General features: G+C 69.4%; 22 protein-coding genes. 14 read left to right on the top strand and 8 right to left on the bottom strand.

Annotation, left to right across the window (positions count from 1 at the left end):
- Positions 1-47 precede the first annotated feature (47 nt).
- Positions 48-1,031, top strand: a complete 984-nt coding sequence (locus tag JOB34_RS01790; protein ID WP_208051135.1) for an NAD(P)-dependent alcohol dehydrogenase — start codon at positions 48-50, stop codon at positions 1,029-1,031.
- A 55-nt stretch (positions 1,032-1,086) separates the two neighbouring features.
- Here the strand turns inward: JOB34_RS01790 and JOB34_RS01785 are convergent, their stop codons facing one another.
- On the bottom strand, positions 1,087-1,896 hold the full coding sequence (locus tag JOB34_RS01785; RefSeq protein WP_255696511.1) for an aquaporin: 810 nt from the start codon (positions 1,894-1,896) through the stop codon (positions 1,087-1,089).
- A gap of 50 nt (positions 1,897-1,946) precedes the next feature.
- Positions 1,947-2,714: a glucose 1-dehydrogenase gene (locus JOB34_RS01780; protein WP_208051115.1), complete on the bottom strand. Its 768-nt coding sequence runs from the start codon at positions 2,712-2,714 to the stop codon at positions 1,947-1,949.
- 186 nt (positions 2,715-2,900) lie between these two features.
- Here JOB34_RS01780 and JOB34_RS01775 point away from each other — a divergent pair, with 186 nt between their 5' ends.
- Complete coding sequence (locus JOB34_RS01775; RefSeq protein ID WP_208051114.1) at positions 2,901-4,700, top strand: glycoside hydrolase family 15 protein; 1,800 nt, start codon at positions 2,901-2,903, stop codon at positions 4,698-4,700.
- Between the two features lie 54 nt (positions 4,701-4,754).
- Here JOB34_RS01775 and JOB34_RS01770 read toward each other — a convergent pair whose 3' ends face one another.
- Positions 4,755-4,961, bottom strand: coding sequence for a hypothetical protein (locus tag JOB34_RS01770; protein ID WP_208051113.1), 207 nt, complete (start codon positions 4,959-4,961; stop codon positions 4,755-4,757).
- Positions 4,962-5,025: 64 nt separating this feature from the next.
- On the bottom strand, positions 5,026-5,436 hold the full coding sequence (locus JOB34_RS17990) for an ester cyclase (RefSeq protein ID WP_208051112.1): 411 nt from the start codon (positions 5,434-5,436) through the stop codon (positions 5,026-5,028).
- A gap of 315 nt (positions 5,437-5,751) precedes the next feature.
- On the opposite strand from JOB34_RS17990, the gene JOB34_RS01760 reads away from it, so the two are divergent.
- From JOB34_RS01760 to JOB34_RS01750, 3 genes are all read left to right on the top strand, one after another.
- Positions 5,752-6,534 (top strand): alpha/beta fold hydrolase, encoded by a 783-nt coding sequence (locus JOB34_RS01760; protein WP_208051111.1) that lies wholly within the window; start codon positions 5,752-5,754, stop codon positions 6,532-6,534.
- A 163-nt stretch (positions 6,535-6,697) separates the two neighbouring features.
- On the top strand, positions 6,698-7,435 hold the full coding sequence (locus JOB34_RS01755; RefSeq protein WP_208051110.1) for an MBL fold metallo-hydrolase: 738 nt from the start codon (positions 6,698-6,700) through the stop codon (positions 7,433-7,435).
- 31 nt (positions 7,436-7,466) lie between these two features.
- On the top strand, positions 7,467-8,132 hold the full coding sequence (locus JOB34_RS01750) for an alpha/beta hydrolase-fold protein (RefSeq protein WP_208051109.1): 666 nt from the start codon (positions 7,467-7,469) through the stop codon (positions 8,130-8,132).
- 34 nt (positions 8,133-8,166) lie between these two features.
- On the opposite strand, the gene JOB34_RS01745 is transcribed toward JOB34_RS01750, so the two are convergent.
- Together JOB34_RS01745 and JOB34_RS01740 are read right to left on the bottom strand one after the other, a co-directional pair.
- Complete coding sequence (locus JOB34_RS01745; RefSeq protein ID WP_208051108.1) at positions 8,167-8,463, bottom strand: hypothetical protein; 297 nt, start codon at positions 8,461-8,463, stop codon at positions 8,167-8,169.
- Between the two features lie 162 nt (positions 8,464-8,625).
- Entirely contained in the window at positions 8,626-9,144 is a 519-nt protein-coding gene (locus JOB34_RS01740; protein WP_208051107.1) for an Lrp/AsnC family transcriptional regulator, read from the bottom strand.
- 130 nt (positions 9,145-9,274) lie between these two features.
- Between JOB34_RS01740 and hppD the strand changes: the two genes are divergently transcribed.
- Genes hppD through fahA form a run of 3 tightly spaced genes read left to right on the top strand, consistent with a single transcriptional unit; the run spans position 9,275 to position 12,901 of the window.
- On the top strand, positions 9,275-10,480 hold the full coding sequence (gene hppD, locus JOB34_RS01735; protein ID WP_208051106.1) for a 4-hydroxyphenylpyruvate dioxygenase: 1,206 nt from the start codon (positions 9,275-9,277) through the stop codon (positions 10,478-10,480).
- Positions 10,481-10,502: 22 nt separating this feature from the next.
- Positions 10,503-11,708: a cupin domain-containing protein gene (locus tag JOB34_RS01730; RefSeq protein ID WP_208051105.1), complete on the top strand. Its 1,206-nt coding sequence runs from the start codon at positions 10,503-10,505 to the stop codon at positions 11,706-11,708.
- Positions 11,705-12,901, top strand: a complete 1,197-nt coding sequence (fahA, locus tag JOB34_RS01725) for a fumarylacetoacetase (RefSeq protein ID WP_208051104.1) — start codon at positions 11,705-11,707, stop codon at positions 12,899-12,901. The genes JOB34_RS01730 and fahA overlap by 4 nt, the downstream gene beginning before the upstream one ends.
- Before the next feature lie 35 nt (positions 12,902-12,936).
- On the opposite strand, the gene JOB34_RS01720 is transcribed toward fahA, so the two are convergent.
- Complete coding sequence (locus tag JOB34_RS01720) at positions 12,937-14,031, bottom strand: acyl-CoA desaturase (RefSeq protein ID WP_208051103.1); 1,095 nt, start codon at positions 14,029-14,031, stop codon at positions 12,937-12,939.
- A gap of 299 nt (positions 14,032-14,330) precedes the next feature.
- Positions 14,331-14,999 (bottom strand): YitT family protein, encoded by a 669-nt coding sequence (locus JOB34_RS01715; RefSeq protein ID WP_347813683.1) that lies wholly within the window; start codon positions 14,997-14,999, stop codon positions 14,331-14,333.
- 176 nt (positions 15,000-15,175) lie between these two features.
- On the opposite strand from JOB34_RS01715, the gene JOB34_RS01710 reads away from it, so the two are divergent.
- The 6 genes from JOB34_RS01710 (at position 15,176) to JOB34_RS01685 (ending at position 20,700) form a co-directional block, all read left to right on the top strand.
- Positions 15,176-16,000, top strand: a complete 825-nt coding sequence (locus tag JOB34_RS01710) for a CPBP family intramembrane glutamic endopeptidase (protein ID WP_179478127.1) — start codon at positions 15,176-15,178, stop codon at positions 15,998-16,000.
- Positions 15,997-16,650 (top strand): ABC transporter ATP-binding protein, encoded by a 654-nt coding sequence (locus tag JOB34_RS01705; protein WP_233764857.1) that lies wholly within the window; start codon positions 15,997-15,999, stop codon positions 16,648-16,650. The genes JOB34_RS01710 and JOB34_RS01705 overlap by 4 nt, the downstream gene beginning before the upstream one ends.
- Positions 16,647-17,981 (top strand): hypothetical protein, encoded by a 1,335-nt coding sequence (locus tag JOB34_RS01700; protein WP_208051102.1) that lies wholly within the window; start codon positions 16,647-16,649, stop codon positions 17,979-17,981. Before JOB34_RS01705 ends, JOB34_RS01700 begins: the two co-directional genes overlap by 4 nt.
- An 87-nt stretch (positions 17,982-18,068) precedes the next feature.
- Complete coding sequence (locus JOB34_RS01695; protein ID WP_208051101.1) at positions 18,069-18,506, top strand: MarR family transcriptional regulator; 438 nt, start codon at positions 18,069-18,071, stop codon at positions 18,504-18,506.
- A gap of 58 nt (positions 18,507-18,564) precedes the next feature.
- Positions 18,565-19,899, top strand: a complete 1,335-nt coding sequence (locus tag JOB34_RS01690; RefSeq protein WP_243757458.1) for an MFS transporter — start codon at positions 18,565-18,567, stop codon at positions 19,897-19,899.
- 99 nt (positions 19,900-19,998) lie between these two features.
- On the top strand, positions 19,999-20,700 hold the full coding sequence (locus JOB34_RS01685; protein WP_208051099.1) for a DUF899 family protein: 702 nt from the start codon (positions 19,999-20,001) through the stop codon (positions 20,698-20,700).
- Positions 20,701-20,796 lie beyond the last annotated feature (96 nt).

Raw genomic sequence — 20,796 nt, 5'->3', positions numbered from 1 at the left:
TCGCCGTGAGAGCAGTCCGTGTCACCGGCTACCACCAGCCGTTGGAGATGGGGGAAGTCGACAAACCCACCGCCGACGGCCCGCACGATGTCGTCGTACGGATCGGCGGGGCCGGGGTGTGCCGCACCGACCTGCACATCCTGGAAGGGCAGTGGGCCGAGAAGTCGCAGGTCGTGCTGCCCTACACGATCGGCCACGAGAACGCAGGCTGGGTCGACGCGATCGGGTCCGCCGTGACGAACGTCGCGGTGGGGGACAAGGTGATCCTGCATCCGCTGGTCACCTGCGGGCTGTGCCGCGCGTGCCGCGCCGGTGACGACGTGCACTGTGAGAACTCCAAGTTCCCCGGGATCGACACCAACGGCGGGTACGCCGAGTACCTCCTGACCTCGGCGCGCAGCTGCGTGCGGATCGACGACGCACTCGAGCCCGCCGACGTCGCAGCGCTCGCGGACGCCGGGCTCACGGCCTACCACGCCGCGGCCAAGGCGGCGCTGCGCCTGCGGGCAGGCGACAAGTGCGTGGTGATCGGCGCAGGAGGCCTGGGGCACATCGGGATTCAGGTCATGCACGCCATCTCACCGGCCGAACTGATCGTCGTCGACCGCAACCCGGACGCGGTGAAGCTCGCGCTGTCGATCGGCGCGGACCACGCGGTGGTCGGCGACGGCAGCCAGGTCGACCAGGTCATGGAGCTGACCGGCGGCAAGGGCGCGGAGGTCGTCATCGACTTCGTCGGCGAGGGCGGCTCGACCAAGGAGGGCATCGCAATGACCCGGCAGGGCGGCGACTATCTGATCGTGGGGTACGGCGAGAACATCGACGTGCCGACCATCGACCTGGTCTCCACCGAGGTGAACATCATCGGCAACCTGGTCGGCAGCTACAACGACCTGGTTGAGCTGATGGCCCTCGCCGCGCAGGGCAAGGTCACGCTGCACACCGCGAAGTACCCGCTGGACGACTTCCAGAAGGCCATCGACGACCTGTACAACGGAAGGGTCCGCGGCCGCGCGATCCTCATCCCCTGACCCGTGCTCACCGGGTGCTGCCGCTGGCGTGAAGCCGGTGCGCCGCGGCGTGCGACTACCGGGTCGGCGAGGTGGGCAGGGTGCTGGCGAGTGTGCTGGGGTAACGGGGATCGTGGAACAGCTTGGCGGTCAATGGGGTGGTGTCTCTGAACGCGGCGAACACCACTGCGGCGAGGAGCGCCCCGGTCAGGGGACCGAGGAGGTAGACCCACAGGTCGTTCAGCTGGGGGGCGAGGAGGGCAGGGGCGAGGCTGCGGGCCGGGTTGAGGCTGGTGCCGGTGTACGGGGCGCCCTGCCACACGAGGGCTGCGACGAGCACCCAGTTGCCCATCGGCGTCCATCGTGCGGTGCGGGTGTGAGAGGTGAAGAAGAAGATCATGAGCACCAGGGCGGCTGTCATGAGCATCTCGAGGCCCGCCGCACCGAGGGCATTCAGTCCGTGGCCTGGCTGGGTCGCGCCCAGGTGCAGTACCCGCGCGGTATGTCCCCACGCCAGGCGCAGTCCGGCCGCAGCGGCGATCGCTCCCAACAGTTGGGCGGCGATGTATCCAGCGAGGTCGTGAGGATGCACTTTGCGTTGGGTCCAGAACGCAAGGGTGACAGCAGGATTCAAGTGTGCCCCGCTACGCCGTCCCAAGGGGCTGATTGCGACCAGGCTGCCGGTGCCGGCGAAGAGCAACCCGGTCAACAGCAGCCGCGCCGACGTGCTGGGCAGATGTCCGACCACCGGGCTGGACGGCCCGAAATCCAGGAACACCGCGGACAGGCCGCCAACCAAGAGGAGTGCGGTGCCGAGGAATTCGCACGCCCAGGGTGCCCAGTGCCAACCACCCCGTGCTGGAGTCTCCGAAGCTGATGGGATCAATGCGGGCGTTCAGCCGGGGTTGCCGAAAAGTCGGATGAGCTCGTCGTGACTCATAGACCGACGCTGCCCTGCATGATTCCGCCGTCGACGACGACGGTGGTGGCGGTCATATAGCCGGCCTTCCCGGAGGCCAGGAACACCGCGACGTCGGCGATCTCCGACGACTTCGCCATCCGCCCTAGGGGGATGGCCGCATCGAGTGCTTTCATCTTGTCGGGGTCGGCCTCGGTGGAGGCGTTTATGGGGGTGGAGACGGCCCCGGGGGCGATGTTGACCATTCTGATGTCGTGTGCACCGAGCTCGACGCCGGCCGTGCGGGTCAGCATGCGCATCCCGCCCTTGGAAACGCAGTAGGCGATGTTGCCCGGCATCGGCCAATCCTCGTGGACCGAGGAGATGTTGAGGATCAGCCCGCCCCCGCCTTGGGCGACGAACTGCTTCGCTGCGGCCTGGGCCCCGAAGAACGCGCTGCGCATGTTGATCGCCATGACCTTGTCGAAGTCGGCCTCGGTGGTCTCCAGCAGGGAGGTGCGCGTCTCCACGCCGGCGTTGTTGACCAGCACGTCCAGGCGTCCGTAGGTGCTCACGGCCGTCTGCATCATCTTCTGCAGGTCGGCTGCCTGGGTGATGTCAGCCTGGACTCCGACGGCGTGGCCCCCGGCCGCCTCGACCTTGGCGATCAGTGCGGTGGTCTCCTGCGGGTCTGCGACGTAGTCGATGACCACGTTCGCACCCTCCGCAGCTGCGGCCAGCACGATCGCCTCCCCGATACCGCTGTTACCGCCGGTGACGACGATCGATTTGCCTTGCAACATCATGAGAACTCCCAGTGGTGGTCGAGGTGCTGACCGGGTTTCGGTGACGTGCCACTCAGCCGATGCACGCAATCAGTCGATGACGACAGCACCTGCATCACGGCGGTGCGACTGTTTCACAGGGGGCTGAACGCGCACCCAGGAACGAACCCGACCCCGTAGAGGGCAAGCGGCTGGCACGATCAGTCGGTGAGCCGCATCGAGGATTACGCCTTACTGGGAGATCTGCAGACCGCTGCCCTGGTCAGTACGACCGGGTCGATCGATTGGTTGTGCCTGCCGGCCTTCGATTCTCCCGCCTGTTTCGCCGCGCTGGTGGACACTCCCGACGCCGGTCATTGGCTTCTCGCGCCCGCGACGGGCGGGGTCTGCAGCACCCGCAGATACGTCGAAGAGACCCTGGTGTTGGAGACCGAGTGGCGCAGCCAGGAGGGGACGGTGCGCGTCATCGACTTCATGCCTCCGCGCGGGCACGCACCCGATGTGGTCCGCATCGTGGAGGGTGTCTCGGGCTCGGTCGCGATGCGGTCCGAGCTGCGGTTGCGGTTCGACTACGGGCGGGTGATGCCATGGGTCCGTCATCACGGTGACCGGATGGAGGCGATCGCCGGCCCGGACCGGGTCCGGTTGCGCACTCCTGCGCCGACAGTCGGCCGTGACCTGGCCACCGTGTCGGAGTTCACCGTCCGGGCCGGGGACCGGGTGCCGTTCGTGTTGACCTGGAATCCGAGCCACCTTCCCCCGCCGAGGACCGTCGACGCCGAGCAGGCCCTGGTCGACACGACGACGTTCTGGTCGGACTGGGCCGAGCGCGGTACGCCGGTGATCGGTCCCTACCGCGAGGCGATACGCCGATCGCTGCTCACCCTGAAGGCCCTGACCTACCAACCGACCGGTGGGATCGTGGCAGCGGCCACCACCTCACTGCCAGAACAGATCGGGGGTCCCCGCAACTGGGACTACCGCTACTGCTGGTTGCGCGATTCCACCTACACCCTCCAGGCGTTGATCTCCGCCGGGTACCTCGACGAGGCCAGAGCCTGGCGGGAATGGTTGCTGCGCGCGGTGGCCGGCGACCCCGCCGACCTGCAGATCATGTACTCCCTGGACGGCACGCGCCGACTACCCGAAGCCGAACTCCCGTGGCTGGCCGGGTACGAAGGCAGCACGCCCGTTCGCACCGGCAACGCCGCCTCCGACCAGCTTCAGCTCGACGTGTGGGGGGAGACCCTCGACGGTCTCGCGCTGGCCCGCAACGCCGGTCTCGCCGACCACGACGACGCCTGGGACCTGCAGACCGCACTGATGGAGCACCTGGAGAGCAACTGGAACCAGCCCGACAACGGCCTCTGGGAGATGCGCGGTGCCCGCCGCCACTTCACCCACTCGAAGGTCATGGCCTGGGTCGCCGCCGACCGGATGGCCACCACCGTCCGCTCACACCCCGATCTGCACGGACCGGTCGAGAAGTGGGAGGCCCTGCGCGCCACCATCCACGACGACGTACTCGCCCATGGTTTCGACGGCGCTCGCAACACCTTCACCCAGTCGTACGGCGCACCCGGCCTGGACGCCAGTCTGTTGATGATCCCCCGCGTCGGATTCCTGCCCCCGAACGACCCCCGAGTGCTCGGCACGATCACCGCGATCCAGAACGAGCTCACCGAGGACGGGCTGGTCAAGCGCTACAACACCACGGGCTCCGACGATGGACTCACCGGTGGGGAAGGGATGTTCCTCGCCTGCTCCTTCTGGCTCGTCGACGCCCTGCACCTCGCTGGGCGACAGGAACAGGCCACCGAACTCTTCGAGCGGCTCCTGGACCTGCGTAACGATGTCGGCCTGCTGAGCGAAGAATGGGATCCAGCCACCGGCCGCCAACTCGGCAACACCCCTCAGGCGTTCAGTCACTTCCCGCTCGTCACCAGCGCGCTTCAACTGCACGCCGGCACAGCGCACCACAGCCAGCACCCCATCCGTGGTTCATGACCACTCGAGCGTGCGGGGCGTCGCTCACGGACGCCGGGCTCGCGTGAAGCCGGCTTACGTGTCGTCGGTGAGACGGTTGTCCCGTTCGTCACCCGTTCCGGGGATGGCGACGCCGGCGCTGCCCGCCGCCGCCTCCACCAGATCCTCAGGTGCCGAACTCGTGCCTCGTCCGCGGACAGCCATGTCCACGTACGTCGTCGCGTCGAGTGCGGTCGTGCCTGTCGCCCCGGTGATCGCGCCGCGTAGGAACCCGTTCGGCATGACGGAACTCCTCTTCCGTCGGAGACCATCAGCGCTGTGAGTCGGCGGGTGTCGTGCGACCGGGTCAGGCCAGGCCGAGCTGGGTCATCATGCCGAGCTCGTCGCTGCTGCCCCATCGTTCGACGAGCTTGCCGTCGGCGAACTTGCTGATCTGAACGCCGCGTACCTTGAACGCCTTGCCGGTGGCGTCGTGGCCCTGGAACGGCCCGTTGTGGGTCCCGGTCAGGGTGTAGGCGAACGCGACCTGGTCGTCGTCGGCGACGAGGGTTTCGACCTCGACATGCAGGTCGGGGAACGCGGTCCGCATGTCGGTGAACATCGCCTTGAAGCCCTCGGGACCGTTGCCCTGGCCGGGAGCGGGGTCATGGTCGACGGCGTCGGGGGCGACGAGCTGATCGAACGCGTCCAGGTTGCCGGTGTTGACCGCCTCGCCGAAGGCTTCCTGCGAGGCGATGTTGGTCTTCTTGTCGAACACGTGAGTGTCTCCTTGGTGTTGATGCCAGGTGGTCCGAACGCGACCGTTGCGGCTGCGTTCTGCTCGGTGGAGCGGTGGAGGATCTCGTCGACCACGCCCAGTCGGGCCGGGGGCGACGTCGACGATCGTCGCCGTGGGGTCTGTACCCGTCGGCACGTGAGTCGAACCGTTGTTCTTCTGCGACGCCTTGTCGATGGCCGCGTCGGTGATGCAGGCATCAAGCGTGGGCGGCACGGCGGCGTGCTCGTTGCGCCGAACGGGGGCCCGCTCACGGTGACCAGCCCACCTGGACTCGGGCGGGGTAGCGTCGTGGACGTGACGTTGAATCATGTTCGACGCGGAAGCGGCGCCCCCTTGTTGCTCGTGCACGGTCTAGGTGCAGGGGGGCGATCCTGGGCGCCGGTCCTCGACGAACTGGCTGAGCACCGTGAGGTCATCGCCGTCGACCTGCCGGGGTTCGGCGACACGCCACCGTTGACCGGCGAGGTGTCCATCGCCACCCTGACCGACTCCGTTGCGGACTTCATCGGCGAACAGGGGCTGGACGGGGTCTCTACCGTCGGCCAGTCGATGGGCGGACGAATAGTGCTCGAGCTGGCGCGGCGGGGAGTCGGCGGCGACACCGTGGCGCTGGACCCGGGCGGCTTCTGGAGCGACCGCGAGGTCGCCGTCTTCGGCGCCACGCTGCGGCCGTCGATCGCCCTGGTCCGGGTGCTGCGAAGCAGGTTGCCATCATTGCTCGGTAGCTCTGCGGGAAGGACCCTTCTGCTGGCGCAGTTCTCGGCACGGCCCTGGGCGCTCTCGCGCGAGACCGTGCTGCCCGATGTACGCGGGCTGGCCGACGCGCCGTCGACCGGGGCCGCCATGGATGCCCTGACCAAAGGGCCCAAGCAGCAGGGCGCTCCGGCTGGCACCGTGCCCGGCCGGGTCACGATCGGGTGGGGCCGCCGTGACCTGGTGACCGTGCCGAGACAGGCCGCACGCGCCACCGAGCTGTTCCCCGACGCAGTGCTGCACTGGTTCGAGCGGTGCGGTCACTTCCCGCAGTGGGACGCTCCCCACGAAGCGGTCCGATTGATTCTCGACAGCACCGAGTGAGGTCGGCCGCCCTGCTCGACCGGCGGCAGCAATGCTCACCGCCAGGCGGATCCCTCGGCGGTGCCACGACTTCGAGCGGTCGACGCCGCCGCCGTAGCCCCCTCCGGCGGCATGCGGCCGCGCGGCCACACGTGATGCACCGTGACCGGCGTAGCCTCCGAGAATGCGACTGACCGTGCTTGGAGGTGGTGGTGCCTACCCCACTCCGGAACGTCCGTGCAGCGGTTACCTGATCGAGCACGACGGGTTTCGCCTGCTGGTGGACCCCGGACACGGCACCATGTCGCGGCTCGTGGAGCACGTCGCGCCCGAGGACGTCGACGCCGCGCTGGTCACTCACGGTCACGCCGATCACTGCGCTGACCTGAATCCGTTGCTCCGCGCGCGGCACCTCGCCGACGATCCACCCGCCGCGCTGCCGATCCACGCTCCGTCCGGGGCGCTCGGGCCGCTGCTCGGTCTCGACGGGCCGATGCTCGTCGACGACTGGACGTTGACCGATCTCTCGCCGGGTCAGGAGGCGGTGATCAGTCCGTTCACGGTGGCTCCGGTCGAGCTCCCGCACTTCGTCCCGAATCTGGCGATACGCCTCGGCGTCGGCGGCCGCCTGCTCGCTTACACCGGCGATGCGGGCGCAAGTCCTCAGGCCGTCGACCTGGCTCGTGGTGCCGACGTCCTCCTGGCTGAGGCGAGTTTCGTCGACGAGGTGCCCGAGGAGTCGGCCAGCGGACTGAGCAGCGCCCGCGACCGCGGGGCGGTCGCCGCCGAGGCAGGGGTCGGCCGGCTCGTGTTGTGTCATGTGTGGCCGGGCACGCGCCTCGACCGGTTGGAGCACGCGGCCCGCCGAGAGTTCTCCGGAGAGATCGCCGTGGCCACCCCAGGCCTGACGATCGACATCTGAAGCGGCTCTGGGCGTGAACGGTTCGGATCCCGTGCGGGCTGATCCGATCGCCGGGGAACTCGTCACGGAGACCTTCGAGTACGACGGTGGGCGGCAGGCCACGGTGTACGTGCCGCCGGACCCGCCCGAAGCGGTGGTGTTCGCCGGCGATGGGCAGCTGATCTCGCAGTGGGGCGGGTATCTCGAGGCGGCCGACGTGCCGCCCGTCATGATCGTCGGCGCGCACCGAACGGACGACGAGGACGAGATGGCGCGCATCCGTGAGTACTCGCCGACCTTCGACGAGCAGCGGTTCGCGGCGCACGAGAAGTTCTTCGTGCAGGACATCCGCCGGTGGGTGCGGTCGCGCTTCGGCATCACGATGCCGGCCGAGCGGACCGCCGTGTGCGGTGTGTCGGCGAGTGGGGAGTTCTCGATCGCCATGGGGCTTCGTCGCCCGGATGTCTACGGTGCGGTGTTCTCCGCGTCCCCGGGAGGCGGCTACCGCCCGCCCGACGTGATGCCGCGTGTCCTGCCACGCACCTACCTCGTCGCCGGGACGCGGGAGCCGTTCTTCCGTGACAACGCGATCCGCTGGGCGGACGCGCTGCGGGATGCCGGTGCGGAGGTCGTGATGGTCGAGCGGGTCGGCGGACACGGCGACCCCTTCTGGGCGGCCGAGTTCCCCCGAATGGTCGCGTGGGCGTTCGGACCGTGACCGGGTCGATTCCGAGGCACGCGACGGCGGAGCTTCACACCCGCTCCTCGGGAGATGCCCGGCGCCGTCCCAGACGGAAACCGACGCCGGCGGCGAGGACCATCAGTCCGATGACGGCAACGGCACAGCCGACGATCTGCCATCGGGTCACGATCGACGCCGACCCGTCCCACCAGGAACCACTCGCGCCCAGGTGCCCACCGGAGCCGCCGTCCAGCGGCGCGTAGGCGAACCAACCGAAGTCGCTCGGGCCGGCCTGAGACGACAGCGCCAGGGCGATGCCACCGCCCACCAGCACGAGGCCGAGGATCCACCACGCACGACGCATCATGTGGTGAAGTATCGGCCTTCCGGCAAAGGTGCACAGCGACCACGGGAAACCCCTTGGCTGTCCCCCGCGCAGCGATGAACCGTGCGACCCCGCAGATCGCTGATGATCCGTCGCACCACGCGGGCGTACCGGCCGTCGTGCGCGATATCGCGTCGACCGGGTTCAGCGGAGGTTGGTCGAGGCGCGCGTCGGCGGTACGTCGCGGCGCAGAAGCGGCAGGGCGCGTGCGCTGACGACTGTCGCGAGGACGACGACCGAGGTCGAGCGGCGTACCGCCTCGGACTGGCCGAGCACGAGCAGTGACTGCTGCAGGTCGTCGTTCGACGCGGCGGCGAGGCGGACCACGACGTCGCCGGTGCCGGTCGTCGAGTACGCCTCCAACACGCCGGGCATCTCCTGCAGCAGCGCTGCCACCGTGTCGAGGTCGCCCTGGGCGATCTCCAGGGTCACCATCGCCTGCACGGGATAACCCGCCGCGACCACGTCGAGCTGCGGGCCGTACCCGGTGACGACCCCGGACGCGCGCAGCTTGTCCATCCTGGAGCCGACGGTGGCGCGAGTGACCCCGACCATCCGGGACAGCTCCAGCACGCCGATGCGCGGATGCTCGGTCAGCAGCTCCAGCAGCGTGACGTCGAGGTTGTCCAGCAGCGGCCGGGCATCGGGATGCGCACTCTGCATAGTGGAAGTGTGCGAGCAGCGTGCCGATTGCGCAATCGAGACACCCGCGGATGCCTGACTTGCGCACCGACGGCGACGAGCGATGGAATGGCTGTGACCTGCCACACAGCACGAACCGCATGGAGGCGCGATGACGATCCAGGACACCCTCACCGACCAGGAGCAGTTGGCCGGGCTCAGCCACGAGCAGCTCGAGAAGCTGGTCGGCTTGGTGGACTACGACGCGTCCGCCGACAACTTCCCCATCGTGGGATGGGATGCGCTGGTGTGGGTGGTCGGCAACGCCACCGCGACGGCGCAGCTGATGCAGGTCGTCTACGGCATGGAGTTGGTCGCCTATGCGGGGCCGGAGACAGGGGAACGGTCCAAGACGTCCTTCGTACTGCGTTCGGGCGCGGCGCGTTTCGTGATCGAGGGGTCCGTGCGACCGGGCGGGCCTCTCGTCGATCACCATGCCAAGCACGGTGACGGCATCAGCGACATCGCCCTGCAGGTCACCGACGTCGACCGTTGCATCGAGCACGCGCGCAAGGTCGGAGCGACCATCCTGGAGGAGCCGCACGACCTCACCGACGAGCACGGCACGGTGCGCATGGCGTCCATCGCGGCGTACGGCGACACCCGCCACACGCTGGTGGACCGGTCGGCGTACAAGGGCGTCTACCTGCCCGGCTACGTCGGGCGCACCACCCAGGTCGTGCGCCCGGAGGGCTCGCCCAAGCGCCTGTTCCAGGCGGTCGACCATGTGGTCGGCAACGTGGAGCTCGGCGCGATGGACGAGTGGGTCGACTACTACAACCGCGTCATGGGCTTCACCAACATGGCCGAGTTCATCGGCGAGGACATCGCCACGGACTACTCCGCGCTGATGTCGAAGGTCGTCGCGAGCGGCAACCACCGGGTCAAGTTCCCCCTCAACGAGCCGGCCCCTGGCAAGCGCAAGAGCCAGATCGATGAGTTCCTGGAGTTCTACGACGGCGCGGGTGCTCAGCACATCGCGCTCGCCACCAACGACATCCTGCAGACCGTCGACGTGCTGAGCGCACGAGGCGTGCAGTTCCTCGCGACCCCCGACACCTACTACGAGGACGCCGAGCTGCGCGAGCGGATCGGGCAGGTGCGGGTGCCGATCGAGGAGCTGCAGAAGCGCGGCATCCTCGTGGACCGCGACGAGGACGGCTACCTGCTGCAGATCTTCACCCGCCCGCTCGGCGACCGCCCTACGGTGTTCTTCGAGCTCATCGAGCGGCACGGGTCGCTCGGCTTCGGCAAGGGCAACTTCAAGGCGCTCTTCGAGGCCATCGAGCGCGAGCAGGAACTACGCGGCAACGCCTGATCGCCCGCGGACCGGAGGAGACATGGCCCACTACCGCGCGGCGGGCTCGATCCCGCCCAAGCGCCACACTCAGCACCGGGCACCCGACGGGAGCCTCTACCGCGAGGAGTTGATGGGCGAGGAGGGGTTCAGCTCCGACTCGAGCCTGCTCTACCACGCGGGGGTGCCGTCGTCCCTGGTCGACGTGCGCGCCTGGGAGCTGCCGGATCAGAGCACCACGCCCAACCAGCCGCTGCTGCCCCGGCACCTGAAGCTGCACGACCTCTTCCCCGGTGACGGCTGGCGGTCGTTGGACGCGGTGACCGGTCGCCGGCTGGTGCTCGGCAACGGCGACGTCCGGATCAGCTACGCCGTCGTGGGGAAGACCTCTCCGCTCTACCGCAACGCGGTCGGCGACGAGTGCGTGTTCGTCGAGGCCGGCACCGCCGTGGTGGAGACGGTGTTCGGCGACCTCACGGTCGGACCGGGCGACTACGTGCTGCTCCCGCGGTCGACCACCCACCGGTGGGTGCCGAGCGGTGACGGCCCGCTGCGGCTGTACGCGATCGAGGCGAACGGGCACATCGGTCCGCCGAAGCGGTATCTGTCGAAGTTCGGTCAGTTCCTGGAGCACTCGCCCTACTGCGAGCGCGACCTGCGTCCGCCGACCGAGCCCCGGGTCGTGGAGGAGACCGACGTCGAGGTCTACCTCAAGCACCGCGGCGACGGTCCGGGCGGGCTGGCGGGCACCGTGCACGTCGTACCCCAGCACCCGTTCGACGTGGTCGGCTGGGACGGCTGCCTCTATCCGTACGCGTTCAACGTCGCCGACTTCGAGCCGATCACCGGTCGGGTGCACCAGCCGCCGCCGGTGCACCAGGTCTTCGAAGGCTCGGGGTTCGTGATCTGCAACTTCGTGCCGCGCAAGGTCGACTACCACCCGCTGTCGATCCCGGTGCCGTACTACCACTCCAACGTCGACAGCGACGAGATCATGTTCTACGTCGACGGCGACTACGAGGCCCGCAAGGGCAGCGGCATCGGCAAGGGTTCGATCAGCGTGCACCCGGGCGGGCACAGCCACGGCCCGCAGCCGAGCGCCATCGAGGGCAGCCTCGGCGTCGAGTACTTCGACGAGTTGGCCGTCATGGTTGACACCTTCCGGCCGCTCGCGCTCGGCGAGGGCGGCACCGCATCCGACGACGGCGCGTACGCGTGGTCCTGGTCCGGGCGCGGACCCAGGGGATGACGTCCTTCGGTCTGCGCACTCTGCCGTACGGCTCTTTCAGCACCGCCCAGGACCCTCGACCGCGGGTCGGCGTAGCAGTCGCGAATCAGGTGCTCGATGTGAGCGCGGTGTCGGCCCAGCTGTTGCCGGCGTACGCCGAGGTCTTCGCGTCGGGCACGCTCGACGCGTTGCTCGCGGGCGGGCCGGACGTCTGGGCGACGGTGCGGTCCGCGGTCGAGAGCTGGGTGCACGACGCACGCGCGCGGGCGGTCCTGGACGTCCACTTCCATGCGGCCGACGCCGTGCGGATGCTGGCGCCGTTCACGGTCGCCGACTACGTCGACTTCTATGCCAGCGAGCAGCACGCGACCGCGGTCGGGCGCATCTTCCGCCCGGACGGCGATGCCCTCACCCCGAACTGGAAGCACCTGCCGATCGGCTACCACGGGCGGGCGGGCACCGTCGTGCCGTCAGGCACCCCGATCGTGCGGCCGCGCGGACAGCGGCGTACGCCGGACGGCGAGATCGTCTTCGGCCCCTCGACCCGCCTGGACATCGAGGCGGAGGTGGGCTTCGTCGTCGGCACGCCGTCGACGCTGGGGGAGCCCGTCGGTCTCGACGATTTCGACCAGCACGTCTTCGGGATCGTGCTGGTCAACGACTGGTCGGCCCGCGACCTGCAGGCGTGGGAGTACGTGCCGCTCGGCCCGTTCCTCGGCAAGTCGTTCGCGACGTCCATCTCGCCGTGGGTCGTGCCGCTGGCCGCGCTGGAGCACGCCCGCGTCGCCCCGCCCGTGCGCGACGTGCCGCTGCTGCGCTACCTCGAGGACAGCGGCATGCCGCCGTGGGGTCTGGACCTGCAACTGCAGGTGCGGCTGAACGGCGAGGTCATCAGCGAGCCGCCGTACGCCGGGATGTACTGGACGCCCGCGCAGATGCTCGCGCACCTCAGCGTCAACGGTGCGTCGATACGCAGCGGCGACCTCTACGCGTCCGGCACGGTGAGCGGCCCGGGGCAGAAGCAGTCCGGGTCGATGCTGGAGCTCTCGAACGGCGGCCGCGAGCCGTTCCCGTTGCAGGACGGGACGACGCGCTCGTTCCTGCAGGACGGCGACGAGGTCGTGATCAGCGCGACCGCGCCGGGCGCGGAAGGCACCCGCATCTCACTGGGCGAGGTCCGCGGCGTCGTGCACCCCAGCCGGTCGTCGACGTAACGCGCCATCCCGGTGGCGGGCCTTGTCGGGTCCGTTCAGAGGGCGCGGCGCTGGGCGACCAGCGGGCACAGGAACGGGTCGGACCCGCGGACGCCGACGGTGTTGAGGTGCCCGATGACCTGCCGGTACGCCGTCCACAGATCGGTCTGGGTGTAGGGGATGCCCTCGGCGGCGCAGTGCGCGGCCACCAGCGGCTGGATCTTGCGCAGGTGCGGGCGGGCGATCGAGGGGAAGAGGTGGTGCTCGATCTGGTAGTTCAACCCACCCATCGCGATCGAGACCGCGGGCCCGCCCCGGATGTTGCGGCTGACCAGCACCTGACGCTGCAGGAAGTCCAGCTTCAGCCGGGCGGACACCAGCGGCATCCCGATGTGGTTCGGCGCGAACGAGGCGCCCATGTAGACACCGAAGACGGCCAGCTGCAGCGCCAGGCAGGCGAGCGCCTTACCGGGCGACAGCACCCAGAAGAACAGCGCGGGCAGCACGGGCAGGCGCACCGCCAGGAACGCCACCTCCATCCAGCGTCGTTCGATCTTCTCGCGGGAGGCCACCCGGCGGATGCCGCTCCAGTGCAGGGACAGCCCCTCGAGCAGGGTGAGGGGGAAGAAGTACCAGCCCTGGTGGTCGAGCAGCCAGCGCACCGCACGAGGGCGCGGGCGGGTGGCCGCCTCGGGAGTGAGGGCCAGCGCGCCGATGGCCAGATCGGGGTCGTAGCCCTCCTTGTTGGGGTTGGCGTGGTGCCGGTTGTGCTTGCCGCGCCACCAGCCGTGGCTGATCCCAACGAGCAGGTCGGCCACGATGAGACTGACCCAGTCGTTCCACCGGCCCGACTTGAAGATCTGCCGGTGCGCCGCGTCGTGGCCGAGGAAGGCGATCTGGGTGAGGATCACGGCCAGCACGGCGGCCCAGGCCAGCTGCCACCAGCTGTCGCCGATCCAGATGAACGCGGCGACCCATCCGGCCAGCACGAGCACGGCGCCGACCAGCTTGCTCCAGTAGTAGCCGTACCGGCGGCGCATCAGCCCCAGATCGGTGACCTGGCGAGCCAGCGCGGTGAACGAGCTGGTGGGGTTCGCGCTCGCGGCCCTGGGCGGGGGCAACGTGCTGGCGCTGGTGGGTGAGCCGGCCATGGTCGTGACTTTCCGGGGCCGGCTGGGAGCGCGGCGACCCTTGCGTAAAGCCATGTCGGGCCGGTGTCGCTGGGTTCAGCGAGGGAGATGGCGACCGTAGAGGACCACGCAGATCGTGCTGTGATGACAGGGAGATCCGGGTCCGGGGAGGCGCCCACTGAGCATCGATCCTACCCGAGTGAGAGCTGCGTCACGTACGGCGGTCGGCGCCCTCACGGGAGCCGGCGTCGCCACCCTGACGCAGGTAGAGCCGACAGCCTCAGGTCGTCCTGTGGCTGTCGGCTCTCCCTGTGTCAGGGTCAGATCCCCAGGTAGCGACCGGGTCGGTGGTTGATCGCCAGCACCAGGTTGAGCAGCACAGCGCCCGCGACGGACAGCGCCACGATGTGCGCGGGCACGACGGTCAGCGCGAGCAGGATGATGCACAGGTCGGAGGTCATCTGCACCCATCCGGCCTGCACGCCGAAGCGCTCCTGCACGATCAGCGCGACCGTGTTGAGACCGCCGACGCTGGAGTCGTGCCGGAACAGGATGAGCATCCCGATGCCGGCCAGCAGGTTGCCGAGCAGCACGGCGTACACCGGGTTCAGGTGTGAGGTCGAGATGGCATACGGCTGCAGGGCCGTCAGTGCCGACACGGCGGCGACGGCGATCAGGGTGCGCGCAGTGAAGCTGCGGCCCTTGTTGAAGTAGGCCAGCACCAGGAAGGGCAGGTTGACCACGAGGTAGACGCCGCCGAACGCCAGGTGGGTGGCGTAGCTGAGCAGCAGGGCGATCCCGGCCGTGCCGCCGGTCACCGCATGCCCCGACCTCAGCAGGAAGAGCCCGAGCGACACCACGATCGCACCGGTGGCCATCCCGAAGACGTCCTCGAACGCCGTGTGCGGTTGCCCGACGGCAGTCTGCGGCTCCGGCCGCGCGGGTGCGGCGGTCGGGGCGGGCGGAGTGGCGGTCAGCACGCCGGTCACGTCAGGTCTCCTACACACTGGCCGACCACGCGGTCGCAGCCGCGATTCGGCAGAGTCGCAGCTCCGACCGGCGCAGCCGGCGGAAAAACAGGGGGGTGATGCGCACACGATGAGGCACCCACGGCACGCCGCGCAACTCGGCGCGCTCGCCCATGTTCGTAGGTGAGGATGGCGGCATGACGAGCGAGCGGCGGGGTGCCCGCGCGACGATCGCCGCACTGTGGCGTGGGCCACTCCAGGTGCCGGCCACTCCCTACCCACCCCGCACGCTGGTGACCGAGACGGCGTACCTGCTGCTGCTCAGTCTGGGGGCCTCGGCGATCTACTCGATCCTGTCGATCATCAAGTCGTTGCAGAGCACCGTTTCGCTCGGTCACCAGACCTCGACGCTCAACGCCTCGCAGGCGCAGCAGTCCTGGCTCGACCTCGCCTACCAGGTCGTCGGCATCGGCCTCGGCGTCGTGCCGGCACTGCTCGCGATCCACCTCATCGGGCGCGAGATACGTTCGGGCAGGGCATATTTCGGTCTGGACCGCACCCGACTGCCTAGCGATCTCGGACTGGGTGCGCTGCTCGCCGCCTGCATCGGCATACCCGGCCTGGTGCTGTACGTCGTGGCGCGCGACCTCGGTGCCAACACCACCGTGGTCGCCTCGGCACTGGGCGAGCACTGGTGGACCGTGCCGGTCCTGATCGCCTCGGCGATCCAGAACGCGGTGCTGGAGGAAGTGGTGATGGTGGGCTATCTCTTCACCCGGTGGACCCAGGCGGGCGGGCGGCTGTGGGTCGTCGTGGTGGGCTCCGCGCTGATCCGCGGCAGTTACCACCTCTACCAGGGCTTCGGCGGTTTCGTCGGCAACATCGTGATGGGTCTCATACTCGGCACCGTCTATCTGAGGACCCGTCGGGTACTGCCGCTGATCATCACCCACTCCATCCTGGATATCGTCTCGTTCGTGGGTTATTCGTTGCTGCACGACCACATCGGCTGGCTCCGGTGACGGCGGGCACTGCTTTCCAGGAACTCGTCGCCGACGGCGTCACCGCGAGTGTCGACGGAGTGAGCATGCTCCCGGAGACCTCCCTGACGGTGCGGCCGGGGGAGAACGTCGTCATCACCGGCCCCAACGGCGCCGGCAAGACGACGTTCCTGCGCATCCTGACGGGCAACATGCTGCCGACCGCGGGCACGATCACCCTGGACGGCACCCGCGTCGACGAGCGGGACCGCACCATCCGCCGGGTCATCGCGCCGCTCATCGGGCCGATCGCGGGCTACCGCGACCTCACCGTGGGCGACCACCTGATCCTGGTCGACCAGACCTGGGGCGGCGACCGCGCCGGGGCCGCCGAACGCATCATCGCGATCCTCGAACGCCTCGACATCTACGACTTCCGGGACCGCTACCTGTCCCAGCTGTCTTCCGGGCAGCGCCAGCTGGTGGAGTTGTCGATCGTGCTGCTGCGACCGAGCGCGCTGCTGGTGCTCGACGAACCCGAGCAGCGCCTGGACACCGGCCGGCGCGAGCTGTTGTCGGACGTGCTGCGCGAGCGGGTCGATGCCGCGTCCTCCGTCGTCTGGGTGTGCCACGACCAGGAGCTGGCCGAGCGCACCGCGACCCGCATCGAACGCTTCCCCCAGCACTCGTGAGCGTCTCGCCGCAGGCACCGACCGACGACCACCGGCTCGCCGAGGCCTACCACCTGCGCTACCGCGGCGAGGGGACCCAGCTGCGCTCGGCGCTCTTCACGGCGTACGTCGTGGGGCTCTTCGGCATCGTGTACGGCGTGCTCGCCTCGCACTACGTCTTCCAGACCTGGCCCGTGGCGCGGCACCGGGTGCAGGACCATCCGCTGCTGTGCGCCCTGGCCGCCGTCCTGCTGGTCGCGGTGGTCGCGCTGCTCGCGGGACGTGCCGGCAGGCGCCGCGGTCCGGTGGTGCCGGAGCCCGGACACCTGGAGTTCGTGAGCGCGACCGACCTGCCGCGCGCACTCACCCTGCGCGACGCCTGGCGCAGCACCTGCGTCGTGGTGGCGGCCGGCCTGCTCGGGCTGGGCGTCGCCGTCCCCGGTGGTCTTGTGATGGCCGGAGGCTCCGCGTGGGCGCTCGTCTTCGGCGTCCTGCTGGCCCTGGTCGGTGCTCCTGCGCTGCTCTACGCCTGGCTGCGCGGCGAGGCCGCGGGCCACGCCGGCGGTCCGTCGGTGGCCGCCCTGCTCGACTCGCTGCCGATGAGCCTGCTGCGCACCCAGTCTCTGATGAGCGACAGCGTCAGCTCGGCACTGGTCGCGGGGGACACCCGACGGGCCCGCGCCCAGGCGTTCAACTTGCGGCTGCGGCACAACCCCTTGCGGATCAAGCCGCTCGGGCGGTGGGGTACGACGATCGGCGCGGACGTCGCCGGCCTGCTGCGGCTCGGCTGGGTGTCACTGGGCTGGCTCATCGTGCAGATCGCCGCGGTGGCGCTCGCCTCGATCGCGCCGGTGGTGCACAGCCGCTCGCCCCTCGTACTCCCGGTGGTCCTCGTCCTCGCGCACCTCACCACGTCGGGTCTGACCCGAGGTCTGCAACACCACGCCGGCACCGCAGGCGAGCCGTCCATCCTCGGCATCTCGTGGCAGGCCGAGACCGTGCTCCACCTCGCGCCGGTCGCTGTCCTGCAGTTCGTGGTCGCGTTCGTGACGGCGGTGGTCACCGGAGTGGCCGCACCGCTCGCGCTGGCCCACGCGGCCGCGGTCATGGTCGCGCTGGTGGCCGGCCAGCTCCTCTACGTGCACAAGGGGCCACCGCCGCTGGCGCTGATGGGCACTGGCGGGGGCCGCGGCATCGGCTTGCTGTGGGTCGCACACCCGACGATGGCGGTCGCGGTGGTCGCCGTTGCCGGTGTCCTCGGTCCGTCGGAGGCGCTGCTCGCGGCACTCCTGCTCACCTCGCTCGCGTGGTCGCGGACCTCGTCGCAGTTCGCGCCGGCACACCCGCGCTGAGCGGACCGTTCACGGACGGCGCGGATCCCAGCGTGTCGGTCCCGCGGAACAGGCTCGGCCTGGATAGCGGATCTATAAGCTGAGCCGATGACGAATGTCGACGACACCGGCGCCCGGCTGCTGATGGCCGTCGCCCGCCTCAATCGCTGGGCGACGCGGCACGCGGACTTCGACACGCCGCCTGCTCAAGCACGGCTGCTGTCGCTGGTGGAGGAGATCGGTCCCGCACGGATCGGCGATCTCGCCGCCGCCGACCACTGCAGCCAGCCGACCATGACTACCCAGGTGCAGCGCGTCGAGGCGGCCGGGTGGGTGCGGCGCCGTTCGGATCCGGGCGACGCGCGGGTGGCGCTGATCGATGTCACCCCTGCCGGCCGGGCCGTCCTCAACAAGGTGCGGACCGCGCGTCGGGCCACCCTCGCTCCGGTCTTCGACACGCTGTCGGACTCCGAGCGCGAGTCGGTGGCGAGGGCCACCGCGCTCATCGAGCGCATCATCGCCAGGTCGGAGGAGAAAGCGGACTGATCCGCCGGCGGGGTTGCCTGGCGTCTGTTCGGAGCTAACGTATAGGAAAACTATGCACTTGACGAGGACGGCGATGCACGCGAAATCTCCCGAGACCGGCGACTCCGGCATGTTCCACCAGCCCAAGGCGGTCTACGCGGTCGCCTTCGCATGCGTCGTGTCGTTCATGGGCATCGGGCTGGTCGACCCGATCCTGCCGGCCATCTCCAGCCAGCTGCACGCCACTCCGAGCCAGACGACGCTGCTCTTCACGAGCTACCTGGTCGTCACCGCCGTCGCGATGCTCGTCACCAATGCGGTCTCCAGCGCCATCGGGGCGAAGAAGACCCTCATCGCCGGCCTGGCGCTCATCGTGGTCTTCGCCGCGCTCGCGGGGTCCGCCGGATCCATCGGCGGGATCGTCGGCTTCCGGGCCGGGTGGGGACTCGGCAACGCGCTCTTCATCGCCACCTCCCTGGCCGTCATCGTCTCGTCCGCCACGGGTGGGTTCGCAGGCGCGATCATCCTCTACGAGACGGCGCTCGGCGTCGGTATCGCAGTGGGCCCGCTGCTCGGCGGTCTCCTCGGCACGGTGAGCTGGCGCGGACCGTTCTTCGGCGTCTCGGTGCTGATGGCGATCGCTCTGGTGGCGACCGTGCTCTTCCTGCCCGCCACCCCGAAACCGGAACACCGCACCTCGATCATGGCGCCGCTGGCGGCCCTACGGCACCGCGGTCTGCTGACGATGGGCCTGGCCGCTCTCTTCTACAACTGGGCGTTCTTCACGATGCTCGGCTACGCGCCGTTCCCGATGCATCTGTCCGCGATCAAGCTCGGGCTGGTCTTCTTCGCCTGGGGCATCCTCGTGGCCCTCTTCGCGGTCTTCGGCGCCCCCAATCTGCAGCGGCGCTTCGGCACCGCGCCCACCCTCTATGTCGCCCTCGGGCTCTTCGCGGTCGACCTCGCGATCATCGCTATCTGGCCCACCAACCGCACCGTCCTGATCGCGACCGTCGTCGTCGCGGGCATCTTCATCGGCATCAACAACACCCTCACCACCCAGGCCGTGATGGTCATCTCGCCGGTCGAGCGCCCGGTCGCCTCCGCGGCGTACGGATTCGTCCGCTTCATCGGCGGCGGCCTGGCCCCGTTCGCCGCGGGCAAGCTCGTCGAGCACTACAACCTGCACGTCCCGTTCGCGCTCGCAGCCGTGTCCGCGGTGATCGCCGCGGTGCTGCTGTCCACCGCGCACCGCACCCTGGCGGTGGCCGATCGCGGCATGGACGAGGACGGGCACCGCCACGCAGGGGACGACGCGGGGGTCGCGGGTGAGGTCGGCGACGAGCTCGGCGGCGCCGCCGCCGCGGTGGACGATTTCGAGCGGGAGCACGACCAGAGCACGATCCGCGGCTGAACCGCGTTCGCGTATCAGCGCGAATCCCCCTCCCGGACGGCCTCGCCGGCGCGTATCGTCGAACGGTTCCTTGGCCGTCGAGCATCGTCGGAGGACACCATGGCCGATCAGGACACCGCCCAGGCCGTCGACCGGACCCGTGCGCCGGAGGCAGCGCCCCCGGTCGTGGGGCGCGCCGAGTTCCACACCGCGCTCGCCGAGCAGGTCGCGCTGGAGAAAGAGGTCACCCGGCACGGCGACCGGGTGTCCGCAGCGCGTCGGCGGCTGCCGATGGTGCAGGTCGAGGACTACGTGTTCGCGGGGCGCTGCGGCCCGGTGCGCCTGGTGGAATTGTTCGGCGACCACTATCTGCTCCTGGTGCAGAACGTGATGTTCGACCCCGGGTGGGAGCAGGGCTGTCCCAGTTGCACGTGGGCCGTCGACAACCTGCCCGCGAACATGAGTCGGCTGGCCGACGAGGGCATCTCCTTCGCGATGGTGTCGCAGGCACCGATCGAGAAGCTCCAGGCGTGGGCAAAGGGGCGCGGCTGGGATCACCGGTGGGTCTCGTCGTACAAGACGAGCTACCACTACGACTGGGGCTGGACCCGGACCGACGACTCCGGCAGGGAAGGTCAGTTGCCCGGATACTCCTACTACCTGCTGCGCCACGGTGTCCCCTACCTCACCTACATGACCACCGCCCGCGGCACCGAGGCGATCCTGCCGGTCGCGCACATCATGGACCGTACGTGCTACGGCCGTCAGCAGGACTGGGAGGACAGCCCGACCGGCTGGCCGCAGGAGCCGACGTACGGCTGAGGCTCGGGGCTCGGTGCCTGTTCTCCCTCGCCCGTCGGACCTGATCGTTACTGTCATGCTCGAGGCGTGCCCGCCGGTCCGCCGCCATCGCCGGTC

Origin of the sequence: Allobranchiibius sp. GilTou38 (assembly GCF_017565325.1) — a bacterium.
Lineage (GTDB): Bacteria > Actinomycetota > Actinomycetes > Actinomycetales > Dermatophilaceae > Allobranchiibius > Allobranchiibius huperziae.
Note: the sequence above shows the minus strand (reverse complement) of the source record. Positions and strands in the feature narration are given on the sequence as shown.